This window comes from Streptomyces sp. NPDC012835 (assembly GCF_042900885.1).
Classification (GTDB): Bacteria; Actinomycetota; Actinomycetes; order Streptomycetales; family Streptomycetaceae; genus Streptomyces.
In genome coordinates this window covers 245,452-257,387 of sequence record NZ_JBIBBW010000002.1, presented here as the reverse complement: position 1 = coordinate 257,387, position 11,936 = coordinate 245,452, and the positions used below count along the sequence as shown (strand labels likewise).

Below are 11,936 nucleotides of genomic sequence, written 5' to 3'. Positions count from 1 at the left end.
AGAGGACCCCCCATCGTGCGTCAGCACTCCTCAGCGCCCGCGTCCCCCCGCACCGCCAAAGGCTTGTGGGCGGCGGCACTCACGACCCTGGGCCTGTTCGCCGCGCTGATCCCCGGCGCCTCCGGTGCCCAGGCACTGGTCGCCGACAACCCGTACGAGCGCGGTCCCGCCCCCACGGTGGCCAGCATCGAGGCGGCGCGCGGCAGTTACGCCGTCTCGCAGACCACGGTCTCGTCGCTGAGTGTCAGCGGCTTCGGCGGCGGCACGATCTACTACCCGACCTCCACCGCCGACGGCACCTTCGGGGCGGTGGCCGTCTCGCCCGGCTTCACCGCCACCCAGTCCAGCATCGCCTGGCTCGGCCCCCGGCTCGCCTCCCAGGGCTTCGTCGTCTTCACCATCGACACCAACACCACCCTGGACGACCCCGACAGCCGGGGCCGCCAACTCCTCTCCGCACTCGACTACCTGACCCAGACCTCGGCCGTGCGCGGCCGGATCGACAGCGCGCGGCTGGGCGTCATGGGCCACTCCATGGGCGGGGGCGGCAGCCTGGAGGCCGCGCAGAGCCGTCCTTCACTGAAGGCGGCCGTCCCGCTGACCGCCTGGGACCTGAACAAGAACTGGGCGCAGCTGCGGACCCCCACCCTGCTGGTCGGGGCGGACGGTGACACCGTCGCACCGGTCGCCACCCACACCGAGCCGTTCTACCGGTCGCTGCCCGGCTCGCTCGACAAGGCGTACCTGAAGCTGCGGGGCGCGACCCACTTCACACCGAACACGGCGAACACCACCATCGCCAAGTACAGCGTGTCCTGGCTCAAGCGCTTCATCGACAGCGACACCCGCTACGAGCAGTTCCTCTGCCCGCTGCCGCAGGCGAGCCTCACCATCGCGGAGTACCAGGGCAACTGCCCGCACACGTCCTGATCCGGCCCGAGCGGTCGCCGGTGGCCCCCGCAGGCCCCGGCGACCGCACGGGGCGTACGGATGGCGCAATACGGACCCGCACCGGACGGCTGCCTACCGAGGCTGTTTACGCGGCAGTAACCTGACCGCCGTGACCCCCTCCACGACCGGTCAAGCCTCCCGCCGACTGTCCGGCCGCGTCGGTGAACTGGCCCTGCTCGCAAAGATGTTGGACCGACTGGCCGCCGGGCACGGCAGCACACTCGTACTGACCGGGCCGCCGGGCCTCGGGCGCAGCGCCCTGGCCCGGCACACCGCGGAGAACCACCGCGCCGGGCCGGTCCTGCACACCGCGGCGGCCCCCGCCGAACAGTGGCTGCCCTACAGCGGACTCCACGCCCTCCTCTGCTCGGCCCCCGACGCGCTCCCGCTGCCGGTACGGCCCGCCGACGTCCTGCGCTCCGGACTCGCGCCCGCGGCCCTGCTCGATCTGCTGACCGCGCTCGGCGCCCGGCGGCCCCTGCTGGTCTGCGTCGACGACATACACAGCTGGGATCCGCGCTCGCGGGCCGCGCTGACGTTCGCGGCCCGCCGGCTCACCCCCCGCGCCGCGGTCGCCGTCCTGCTCACCGCCACGGACGGCCGGGGCGGCGCCGAGGAACTCGCCGGACTGCCCGCACTCCGGCTCGGCCCCCTCGACCGGGCCGCCGCCGATGACCTGCTGACACATCTGACGGGCTGTCATATCGGTGCGGCGGTACGGGAGCAGCTACGACGCGAGGCGGCCGGAAACCCCCGGCTGCTGGTCTCGCTCGCCCACCACCTCACCCCGCAGCACCTCGCGGGACGGCAGCCGCTGCCGCACCCGCTGCCCGGCGGCGAAGACCTCCTCGACGCCTACGCGGCGCCGCTCGCCGCCCTGCCCGACGACACCCGCGCGCTGCTGCTGCTCGCCGCCGCGGCCGAGGAACACGAGCCGGAAGGGGCGGGCGCGGACACCGGCCTGCTGCTGCGCGCCGGGCGGCTGGCCGGGATCGGCCCCGGCCGGATCACCCCCGCCGAGAGCGCGGGGGTGCTGCGCGGCGCCGGCTCCCGCCTCCGCTTCACGCACCAGCTGACCCGCAGGGCCGTCTTGCGCACCGCCCCGCTCGGCCGCCGCCGCGCGGCGCACCGGCTGCTCGCCGCGGCCCTCGAAGGCCCCGACCACGCCCTGCCGAGACTGGTCCAGCGCGCGTGCGCCGCCGACGGATACGCCCCGGATCTCGCCGACGCGCTCGCCTTGGCGGCCGTCGCCCCCACCCCGCACACCGACCGGGCGGGGGCGCTGGCGCGGGCCGCCGCGCTCTCCCCGGACGAGACGCTGCGCGCCACCCGGTTCGCCGCCGCCGCCGAACACGCCTGGCTCGCCGGGGAGCCGGGCCGGGCGCGTGTCCTGCTCGCCCGGGTCCGCGCCGAACCCGCTCCGGGCCACGCGCACTACGTACGCGGACTCCTCGCCCTGCGCGACGGCCCCGCAGCCGACGCCGGGCAGGCCCTGCTCACCGCCGCCGCGCTGCTGGCGCCCCACGACACCGTACGGACCGTGCACGCCCTGCTCGGCGCGGCGGAGGCGGCCTGGGCCGCCGGGGACGCGCACGGCTGCCTCGACGCGATCACCCGCGTACCGGCGAGCCCGGACGATCCGGCGTTCGACCACTACCGCACCGGCATCCGCGCACTCCTCACCGGCCGGCCGGGGGAGGGCGAGGCGCTGCTGCGCGGGTACGCCGCCCGGGTGCTGGGGAGGAGCGCGGCCACCCGCCCCGGCGCGGGGACGGGCGGCGACCCCGCGCCCCTGCTGCGCGCCGGTATCGCCGCGCTCCTCCTCGGCGAGGTGGACCTCTCCTGCCGGGCGGGCGCGCGGGCGCTGGCCGCCGTACGGGCGCACGGCCCCGACGCGTCGCTCCCGCAGGCCCTGGAGCACCTCGCCTACGGCGAACTGCGGGCCGGCCGGCACGCGCGGGCCCGGGTGCACGCCCACGAGGGACTGGCCGCCGCCGACCGGCTCGGCCAGCGCAACGCCGCCGCCCACCTGCACGCCGTACTCGCCCTCGCCGCCTCCGTGGAGGGCGACGCGCGCACCTGCGCCGCCCACGCGGAAGCGGCACGGGCGGACGCGGGCCCGCACGGGCTGCTCCACGCGACGACCCTCGCGGACTGGGCCGTCGCACGCGCCGAACTGGCCGTCGGCCGCTCGGCCGAGGCCGCGACCCTCCTCGCGCCCCTGGTCGGCCCCGGCCCCCGGCCCGGCCACTTCGTCTCCCGGATGGCGCTCGTCCCGTGCTTCGTGGAAGCGGCGGCCCTGTCGGGCCGGGGCGCCGACGCACGCGCTGCGGTCGAGGCGTACGCGGCCTGGAGCGCCCGTACCGCCGACCCGCACGCCCCGGCCCATCTCGCGCGCTGCCGAGCCCTGCTGGCCCCGGACACCGAGGCGGCCGCACGGTACGAGGAGGCCCTCGCCCATCACGACCGCTCCGGCGGCGACTTCGAACGGGCCCGTACCCAACTCCTCTACGGCCACTGGCTGCGCCGTCGCCGCCGGCCCCGCGCGGCCCGCACCCCGCTGCGCGACGCCCTGGCCTCCTTCGAGCGGTGCGGCGCCCTCCTCTGGACCGACCGGGTACGCGGCGAACTGCGCGCCGCGGGCGAGCCGGCTCCCGCGCGCCCCGCGCACACCCCCGCCACGGCGGCCCCGCTGCTCCTGCTCACCCCGCAGCAGCAGCGCGTCGCCCGCTGCGTCGCCGAGGGAGCCACCAACCGTGAGGTCGCCCGCCGGCTCTCCGTCTCCACCCGTACCGTCGACCACCATCTGCGCAACGTCTTCGCCGCGCTGGGCGTGCGCTCACGCACCGAACTGGCCCGCCTGCTGGCCGGACCGGAACCGTGGTGACGACCGGAAGCCCGCGTCGACGCACACGCGTCCGTCCCGCCGCCGGATCACTCGAACCGGTGGTCCCGGAGGCGCCCGTACCCGTGCCGGTCAAGGGCACGGGTACGGGTACGGACAGGTGAGCGGAGAGGGGCGGGTGTCCGGGTACGGGTACGGCCGCGCCCCGGTCCGACGCCCTACGCGATGCCCAGCTTCGCGTCCCGGACCGCCGCGATCGCGGCCTCGTCGCCCTCCAGCCGCACATCCGCCACCGCCTGCCGCCCGAACGCGAACAGCAGCAGCTCGGCCGGTTCGCCGGTGACCGTCACCACCGGGGTGCCCCGGTGGGCGACCGTCGTCTGCCCGTCGGGGCGGCGCAGCACCAGCCCCACCGGGGACTTGCGGCCCATCATCCGGCCGCCCTTCTCCAGCCGCGCCCACAGCGTGTCCGAGAAGACCCGGTCCAGCTCACGCGGCGTCCAGCCGGGCCGCGCCCGGCGCACGTCCTCGGCGTGGATGTAGAACTCCACCGTGTTCGCCGCCTCGTCCAGCTGCTTGATGCCGAACGGGGACATCTTCGGAGGTCCCGTACGGATCAGCTGGATCAGCTCCTCGTACGGCTTCGCCACGAACTCGGCCTGCACCCGCTCCAGCCGGCCCCGCAGGGCGGGCAGCAGCGTCCCGCCCGCCGCGTCGGGGCGCCGCTCGCGCAGCACCACATGGGCCGCGAGATCCCGCGCGAGCCAGCCGTCACAGAGCGTCGGCGCGTCGGGACCCACCGCCTCCAACAGGTCGGCGAGCAGAAGTCGTTCACGCTTGGCATGGGTCGACATGGGCCCCAGCCTACGGCGCCCGCACCCCGTCCGCCCAGTGGACCGCGCCCCGGCGCGGGCGCCGGGCGCGGCACAATGTCCGTATGACCACCGGACTCGACCCCGCCATCGCCGCCCGGCTCAAGCGCAGCGCCGACGGACTGCTCCCCGCCATCGCCCAGCAGTACGACACCGGCGAAGTACTGATGCTCGGCTGGATGGACGACGAGGCCCTGCACCGCACCCTGACCACCGGCCGCTGCACCTACTGGTCGCGCAGCCGCGGCGAGTACTGGGTCAAGGGCGACACCTCCGGTCATGTCCAGCACGTCAAGTCCGTCGCCCTGGACTGCGACGCCGACACGGTGCTCGTCCAGGTCGACCAGGTCGGCGCCGCCTGCCACACCGGGACCCGGACCTGCTTCGACGCCGACGTGCTGCTCCTCGCACCCGCCGCCGGGCAGTAGGGTCAGCCGCCATGGATCTTGAGACCTTCCGCGAGCTGGCGGCGGACCGCCGTGTCATCCCCGTCAGCCGGCGCCTCCTCGCCGACGGGGACACCCCGGTCGGCCTGTACCGCAAGCTCGCGGCCGAGCGCCCCGGGACATTCCTGCTGGAGTCCGCGGAGAACGGCCGCTCCTGGTCCCGCTACTCCTTCGTCGGGGTACGGTCGGCCGCCACCCTCACCGAGCGCGAGGGCTCCACCCACTGGCTGGGCACCCCGCCGGTCGGCGTGCCCACCGACGGCGATCCGCTGGCCGCCCTGCGCGCCACCGTGGAGGCCCTGCACACCCCCCGCGACCTCGCCCCCGGCCTGCCGCCCTTCACCGGCGGCATGGTCGGCTACCTCGGCTACGACATCGTGCGGCGGCTGGAGAAGGTCGGCGACCACGCGCGCGACGACCTGCGCATCCCCGAGCTGACCATGCTGCTCACCTCGGACCTCGCCGTACTCGACCACTGGGACGGCTCGGTCCTGCTCATCGCCAACGCGATCAACCACAACGACCTCGACACCGGGGTCGACGAGGCGTACGCCGACGCCGTGGCCCGCCTCGACGCGATGGCCGCCGACCTCGCCGCGCCGGTCCACACCGCGCCCACCGCGCTGCCCGCCTCCGCGCTGCCCGAGTACACCGCGCTGTGGGGCGGCGCCGCGTACCAAGGCGCCGTGGAGGACATCAAGGAGCGGATCAGGGCGGGCGAGGCGTTCCAGGTCGTGCCCTCGCAGCGCTTCGAGACCCCCGTGACCGCGAGCGCGCTCGACGTCTACCGGGTGCTGCGGGCCACCAACCCCTCGCCGTACATGTACCTCTTCCGCTTCGACGGCTTCGACGTCGTGGGCTCCAGCCCGGAGGCGCTGGTCAAGGTCGAGGACGGGCGGGCCATGGTGCACCCGATCGCCGGCACCCGGCACCGGGGCGCCACGCCCCAGGAGGACCAGGCGCTCGCCGACGAACTCCTCGCCGACCCCAAGGAGCGCGCCGAGCACCTGATGCTGGTCGACCTCGGCCGCAACGACCTGGGCCGCGTCTGCGAGCCCGGCAGCGTCGAAGTGGTCGACTTCATGTCCGTCGAGCGCTACTCGCACGTCATGCACATCGTGTCGACGGTGACGGGCAAGGTCGCCGAGGGCCGCTCCGCCTTCGACGTCCTGACCGCCTGCTTCCCGGCGGGCACGCTCTCCGGAGCGCCCAAGCCACGCGCCCTCCAGATCATCGACGAGCTGGAACCGACCAGGCGGGGGCTGTACGGCGGCTGCGTCGGCTATCTCGACTTCGCGGGCGACTCGGACACCGCCATCGCCATCCGCACCGCCCTGCTGCGCGACGGCACCGCGTATGTGCAGGCGGGAGCGGGGGTCGTCGCCGACTCCGACCCGGTCTCCGAGGACACCGAGTGCCGGAACAAGGCGGCGGCGGTGCTGCGGGCCGTCCACACCGCGAACCGCCTCCAGGACGCCTGACGCCCCGGCGCCGCCCCGCCCGGCGCCCGGCCGCCGCCGGGTGTCGGGAGCCCGCCTTCCCGCGCGCACCGGGGCGTAAGGGATAGTGGGGTGCGTGAGTGCCGTACCCGTACCCCAGCCCCGTGCCGCCGGTCCGGCGGCCACCTCCACCCCCTCCTCCGCCGCGCGGGCGAACCGTGACGGCGACGGCGACGGCGGCGGCTCCGGCGGCCGCCGCGCTCTCGCCGCCGCCCTGCTGCTCGGTGCCGCCGGCGCCGCCGTGGTGCTGATCGCCTCCGGTCAGAACTGGGCCGGCGGCACGGCGGCCGTCGGCGGCGGCTCCGTACCGCTCGACGCCGACGGCCGTGACATCACCGGCGTCCCGGCCGCCCTCGCCGTCGTCGGTCTCGCCGCGCTCGTCGCCGTCTTCGCCGTACGCGGCGCCGGCCGCCTCCTGGTCTCCGCACTGCTCGCGCTGAGCGGCGCGGGCGCCGCGCTGGCCGCGTTCCTCGGCGCCGCCGACCGCTCCGCGCTGGACGACATGGCGGCGAGGACCACCGGTGACACCGCCGCCACCGTCCACGCGCTGTCCCACACGGCCTGGCCCTATGTGACCGCCGCCGGCAGCGTCCTGATCCTGCTCGCGGGGCTGCTCGCCCTGGTCTACGGCAGGAAGTGGCCCGGCATGTCCGGCCGTTACGAGCGCCCCGGCGCCGGGGCCGCGGGTGCCGCCACCGGCCCGGCCGCCCGGGGCCGCGCCGCCCGCAGGACGCCCGTCGTCGACCCCGACCGCCCCGAGGATCTCTGGAAGGCCCTGGACCGGGGCGAGGACCCGACACGCGAGAGCTGATTCACACCCACCCCCCGGCCCGTTCCGCCACCCCCATGCGGGACAATGTCGGTGAGCGTCCGAGTCACCCAGTCCGACTCACCCAGCGCGACAGCAACGAGGAGCAACTCATGGCGGGCAGCAGCCACGGACACACCCCGGCGGCCTGGACCGGTGTCTTCATCGCCTTCATCGGCTTCGGCATCTCGGGTGTCGGCATGGTGGCGGTGAACCTGGTCGCGTTCTGGGGCGGACTCGTCGTGATACTGCTCGGCGGAGTCGTCGGCCTGGCGATGCGCGCCGCCGGCCTGGGCCAGCCCAAGGAGTCGGAGGAGCTGGTCCGCGCCAGGGCCGCCGCCGCCAACAAGCAGGTGAACATGCGCTCCGAGGACATCAAGGCCGCGTTCCTGGCCCGCGCCGAGTCCGCGCACACGGCGCGGCACGACTCCGCGCAGCCGGCCGGCCTGGAGACCCAGACCGCCTGACCGGTCCGACCCGCCGTCGAGACGCAGCCCGGTGCGACCGGGCTGCGTCTTTCCGTTCCAGCAGCGACAATCACCGGGTGGACGACGCGATGACCGACCTCGGGCCCGACCCGGCGGCGCGGGGGGCCACGGCACCCGGTGGCGACCGGCCGCCGTGGCCCCCCGGACCCCGGCAGCCCCCGCGGGCCCGCCGGGCCCCCGGGGCGCCGCGCGGGCTGCTGCCGCCGCTGGCCACCCTCGCCGCGATCGGCGCGGCCTTCACCTACGTCGGCCTGGTCGACCCGAACGAGTCAGGCCACTACCCGGTCTGCCCGCTGTACGCCCTCACCGGCCTCTACTGCCCCGGCTGCGGCGGACTGCGCAGCGCCCACGCCGTCGCCCACGGCGATCTGGTCACCGCCCTCGGCGCCAACGCGGTGGCGGTCGCCGGTTACGCGGTCTTCGCCGTCGGATGGCTGGTGTGGCTGGTGCGCGCCCGCAAGGGGCTTCCCGCCCCGCTGCCCCGGCGGCCGGTCCACTGGTGGGCGATCGGCGCGGTGTTCCTGGTCTTCACCGTGGTCAGGAACCTGCCCTTCGGCAGCTGGCTCGCCCCCTGAAACCCCTGTCCCGCCCGGCGGAACAGGCCCGGGCGGGCCCCGGCGGTGACATGCCCGGTCATCCGGATGCGGTTCATCCGTCCCGTTCCGGCTAGCATCGATATGGCTGATCCGGATCCACCTGGTCACCGGCTGGACCGGACGGCGACCGTGTCCGCAGTGCCAACGAAAGGGGGGCCGCTCGCGTGAGTGTGCTCGACGAGATCATCGACGGCGTACGCGCCGACCTCGCAGAGCGGCAGGCGCGCGTGGGCCTTGACGAGCTGAAGGAGCGCGCCGCCAGGGCGCCCCAGGCCAAGGACGGTGCCGCCGCGCTGCGTGGCGAGGGCGTCCAGGTGATCTGCGAGGTCAAGCGCTCCAGCCCGTCCAAGGGCGCGCTCGCCGCGATCGCCGACCCGGCCGCCCTCGCCGCCGACTACGAGGCGGGCGGCGCGGCCGTCATCTCCGTACTCACGGAGGAGCGCCGCTTCGGCGGCTCGCTGGCCGACCTGGACGCCGTACGGGCCAAGGTCGACATCCCCGTGCTGCGCAAGGACTTCGTCGTCACCTCCTACCAGCTGTGGGAGGCGCGGGCGCACGGCGCCGACGTCGTCCTGCTGATCGTCGCCGCGCTCGACCAGGAGGCCCTGGTGTCGCTGATCGAGCGGGCCGGGTCCATCGGGCTCACCCCGCTCGTCGAGGTGCACGACGAGGACGAGGCCGAGCGCGCGGTGGACGCCGGAGCGAAGATCATCGGGGTGAACGCCCGCGACCTGAAGACCCTCAAGGTCGACCGTTCCACCTTCGAGCGGGTCGCCCCCGAGATCCCGGACCACATCGTCAAGATCGCCGAGTCCGGTGTGCGCGGGCCGCACGACCTGATCGCCTACGCCAACGCCGGCGCCGACGCGGTGCTCGTCGGCGAGTCGCTCGTCACCGGCCGCGACCCGAGGACGGCCGTCGCCGATCTCGTCGCAGCCGGCGCCCACCCGGCGCTGCGCCACGGGAGGGACTGACCCCTCCCATGGGTATCGCCCGTCCCGTTCTCGCCCTTCACCGGCCGCCGCACGGCGCCCTGGCGCGTGGCTGCCGCCCGCGCGGGTGCCGGGCCCCGGCACGGCGGGTGCGCGGGCGGCGGGTGCGGTACGTGATCGGGGACGAGCCCGGTCAGGTCAACGGGATGCGATGGCGCGGGTAGCCGCGTCCTGAAACGGCTCACCCCCGTCCGCACGGCCCGGTGCCGCACGGCGCCGCCCGTACGGTCCGCCGCTGTACGGTCCGCCGCCGTGCGAGCCCTGTCCGTACGGCGGATGGGCGCGGGGCGGCCCGCCCAGGACGCATACGGTGCTCTCCGTCCGTCGCTTCCCGAGGAGTTCCCGCGTGTCTTCCGAGTTCTTCATCCCCGACCCCGAGGGTCGGATCCCGAGCGCCGAGGGGTACTTCGGCGCCTTCGGCGGCAAGTTCATCCCCGAGGCGCTCGTCGCCGCGGTCGACGAGGTGGCCGTCGAGTACGAGAAGGCGAAAAGCGACCCCGCCTTCGCCGCCGAGCTGAACGGCCTGCTGGCCGACTACACCGGCCGGCCCAGCGCGCTCACCGAGGTGCGGCGCTTCGCCGAACACGCCGGGGGCGCCCGGCTGTTCCTCAAGCGCGAGGACCTCAACCACACCGGCTCGCACAAGATCAACAACGTGCTGGGCCAGGCGCTGCTCACCAAGCGGATGGGCAAGACCCGCGTCATCGCCGAGACCGGCGCGGGCCAGCACGGGGTCGCCACCGCCACCGCCTGCGCGCTGTTCGGCCTCGAATGCACCATCTACATGGGCGAGATCGACACCCAGCGCCAGGCCCTGAACGTGGCCAGGATGCGGATGCTCGGCGCCGAGGTCGTGCCCGTCACCTCCGGCAGCCGGACCCTGAAGGACGCCATCAACGAGGCGTTCCGCGACTGGGTCGCCAATGTGGACCGTACGCACTACCTGTTCGGCACGGTCGCCGGACCGCACCCCTTCCCGGCCATGGTCCGCGACTTCCACCGCGTCATCGGCGTGGAGGCCAGGCGGCAGATCCTGGAGCGCGCGGGCCGGCTCCCCGACGCCGCCGTGGCGTGCGTGGGCGGCGGGTCCAACGCGATCGGCCTCTTCCACGCCTTCATCCCCGACGCGGACGTCCGGCTGGTGGGCTGCGAACCGGCCGGGCACGGCATCGAGAGCGGTGAGCACGCCGCCACGCTCAGCGCGGGCGAGCCCGGCATCCTGCACGGGTCGCGTTCCTACGTCCTCCAGGACGAGGAGGGCCAGATCACCGAGCCGTACTCGATCTCGGCCGGGCTCGACTACCCGGGCATCGGCCCCGAGCACGCCTATCTCAAGGACAGCGGACGCGGCGAGTACCGGGCGGTGACCGACGACGACGCGATGGAGGCGCTGCTGCTGCTCTCGCGCACCGAGGGCATCATCCCGGCCATCGAGAGCGCGCACGCGCTGGCCGGGGCGCTGGAGGTGGGACGCGAGCTGGGCGAGGACGGCCTGATCGTGGTCAACCTCTCCGGGCGCGGCGACAAGGACATGGACACGGCCGCCCGCTACTTCGGGCTGTACGACGGGGAGGGCACCAAGTGAGCGGGAACAAGCGGCTGCTGAGCGACACCCTCGCCGCGGCGAAGGCGGAGGACCGGGCCGCGCTGATCGCCTACCTGCCGGCCGGCTTCCCGACCGTGGACGGCGGCATCGCGGCGGTCAAGGCGGTCTTCGAGGGCGGCGCCGACATCGTCGAGGTCGGGCTCCCGCACAGCGACCCGGTGCTCGACGGGCCGGTCATCCAGACCGCCGACGACATCGCGCTGCGCGGCGGGGTCCGGATCGCCGACGTGATGCGCACGGTCCGGGAGGCGTACGAGGCGACCGGCAGGCCGGTGCTGGTCATGACGTACTGGAACCCGGTCGACCGGTACGGCGTCGAGCGCTTCACCGCCGAGCTGGCGGCGGCGGGCGGCGCCGGGTGCATCCTGCCCGACCTGCCCGTCCAGGAGTCCGCCCTGTGGCGTGAGCACGCCGAGCGGCACGGTCTGGCGACCGTCTTCGTGGTGGCGCCGAGCAGCCGGGACGAGCGGCTGGCGAAGATCACCGCCGCGGGCAGCGGCTTCGTCTACGCGGCGTCGCTGATGGGCGTCACCGGGACCCGCACCTCGGTGGGCCTGGAGGCGCGGACGCTGGTGGAGCGGACCCGTACGACCACGGAACTGCCGGTCTGTGTCGGGCTCGGTGTCTCCACGGCGGAGCACGCCGCCGAGGTCGCCGGATTCGCCGACGGAGTGATCGTCGGCTCGGCGTTCGTGAAGCGGATGCTGGAAGCGCCCGACGAGGCAGCGGGCCTGGACGCGGTGCGTGAGCTGGCGGGCGAGCTGGCCGCGGGCGTTCGCAAGCGCTGACGGACGCGGGGTCGCCCGCGTCATCCGTACGGGTGGAACTGGAGC

The 11,936-nt window shown here is 75.0% G+C and carries 11 protein-coding genes and 1 pseudogene; 11 read left to right on the top strand and 1 reads right to left on the bottom strand.

All coding sequences use genetic code 11. The features are described 5' to 3' along the window. Positions 1-15: 15 nt before the first annotated feature. Together ACFY6S_RS08615 and ACFY6S_RS08610 are read left to right on the top strand one after the other, a co-directional pair. A complete protein-coding gene (locus tag ACFY6S_RS08615; protein ID WP_388820487.1) occupies positions 16-930 on the top strand; it encodes an alpha/beta hydrolase in 915 nt (304 codons plus the stop codon). A 130-nt stretch (positions 931-1,060) separates the two neighbouring features. Continuing rightward, complete coding sequence (locus ACFY6S_RS08610; RefSeq protein ID WP_388820484.1) at positions 1,061-3,838, top strand: LuxR C-terminal-related transcriptional regulator; 2,778 nt, start codon at positions 1,061-1,063, stop codon at positions 3,836-3,838. Positions 3,839-4,014: 176 nt separating this feature from the next. On the opposite strand, the gene ACFY6S_RS08605 is transcribed toward ACFY6S_RS08610, so the two are convergent. Continuing rightward, positions 4,015-4,650 carry a TIGR03085 family metal-binding protein gene (locus ACFY6S_RS08605; RefSeq protein WP_388820481.1) on the bottom strand — a complete coding sequence of 212 codons (636 nt, stop codon included), beginning with the start codon at positions 4,648-4,650 and terminating at the stop codon, positions 4,015-4,017. Between the two features lie 83 nt (positions 4,651-4,733). On the opposite strand from ACFY6S_RS08605, the gene hisI reads away from it, so the two are divergent. The 9 genes and pseudogenes from hisI to trpA all read left to right on the top strand — a co-directional run bounded on the left by hisI (position 4,734) and on the right by trpA (position 11,891). Next, positions 4,734-5,096: a phosphoribosyl-AMP cyclohydrolase gene (gene hisI, locus ACFY6S_RS08600; RefSeq protein WP_388820478.1), complete on the top strand. Its 363-nt coding sequence runs from the start codon at positions 4,734-4,736 to the stop codon at positions 5,094-5,096. 11 nt (positions 5,097-5,107) lie between these two features. Beyond that, the gene (locus ACFY6S_RS08595; protein WP_388820475.1) at positions 5,108-6,595 is read left to right on the top strand and encodes an anthranilate synthase component I; all 1,488 of its coding nucleotides are present in this window, start codon (positions 5,108-5,110) and stop codon (positions 6,593-6,595) included. An 85-nt stretch (positions 6,596-6,680) separates the two neighbouring features. Further along, the gene (locus tag ACFY6S_RS08590) at positions 6,681-7,424 is read left to right on the top strand and encodes a TIGR02234 family membrane protein (RefSeq protein WP_388820472.1); all 744 of its coding nucleotides are present in this window, start codon (positions 6,681-6,683) and stop codon (positions 7,422-7,424) included. Positions 7,425-7,534: 110 nt separating this feature from the next. Further along, positions 7,535-7,777 (top strand): annotated as a pseudogene (locus ACFY6S_RS08585) (HGxxPAAW family protein); the annotation flags it as partial. Between the two features lie 200 nt (positions 7,778-7,977). Continuing rightward, entirely contained in the window at positions 7,978-8,484 is a 507-nt protein-coding gene (locus ACFY6S_RS08580) for a DUF2752 domain-containing protein (protein ID WP_388821543.1), read from the top strand. Between the two features lie 185 nt (positions 8,485-8,669). Next, positions 8,670-9,479: an indole-3-glycerol phosphate synthase TrpC gene (gene trpC / locus ACFY6S_RS08575; RefSeq protein ID WP_388820469.1), complete on the top strand. Its 810-nt coding sequence runs from the start codon at positions 8,670-8,672 to the stop codon at positions 9,477-9,479. An 8-nt stretch (positions 9,480-9,487) separates the two neighbouring features. Beyond that, positions 9,488-9,661, top strand: a complete 174-nt coding sequence (gene trpM / locus ACFY6S_RS08570) for a tryptophan biosynthesis modulator TrpM (RefSeq protein WP_388820466.1) — start codon at positions 9,488-9,490, stop codon at positions 9,659-9,661. Between the two features lie 182 nt (positions 9,662-9,843). Next, entirely contained in the window at positions 9,844-11,082 is a 1,239-nt protein-coding gene (trpB, locus tag ACFY6S_RS08565) for a tryptophan synthase subunit beta (RefSeq protein ID WP_388820463.1), read from the top strand. Further along, complete coding sequence (gene trpA / locus ACFY6S_RS08560; protein ID WP_388820460.1) at positions 11,079-11,891, top strand: tryptophan synthase subunit alpha; 813 nt, start codon at positions 11,079-11,081, stop codon at positions 11,889-11,891. Before trpB ends, trpA begins: the two co-directional genes overlap by 4 nt. Positions 11,892-11,936 lie beyond the last annotated feature (45 nt).

Coding starts and splice junctions, on each gene's coding strand:
- ACFY6S_RS08580 (WP_388821543.1), top strand. CDS start 7,978: ATGACCGACCTCGGGCCCGACCCGGCGGCGCGGGGGGCCACGGCACCC.
- trpM (WP_388820466.1), top strand. CDS start 9,488: ATGGGTATCGCCCGTCCCGTTCTCGCCCTTCACCGGCCGCCGCACGGC.
- ACFY6S_RS08605 (WP_388820481.1), bottom strand. CDS start 4,650: ATGTCGACCCATGCCAAGCGTGAACGACTTCTGCTCGCCGACCTGTTG.
- ACFY6S_RS08595 (WP_388820475.1), top strand. CDS start 5,108: ATGGATCTTGAGACCTTCCGCGAGCTGGCGGCGGACCGCCGTGTCATC.
- hisI (WP_388820478.1), top strand. CDS start 4,734: ATGACCACCGGACTCGACCCCGCCATCGCCGCCCGGCTCAAGCGCAGC.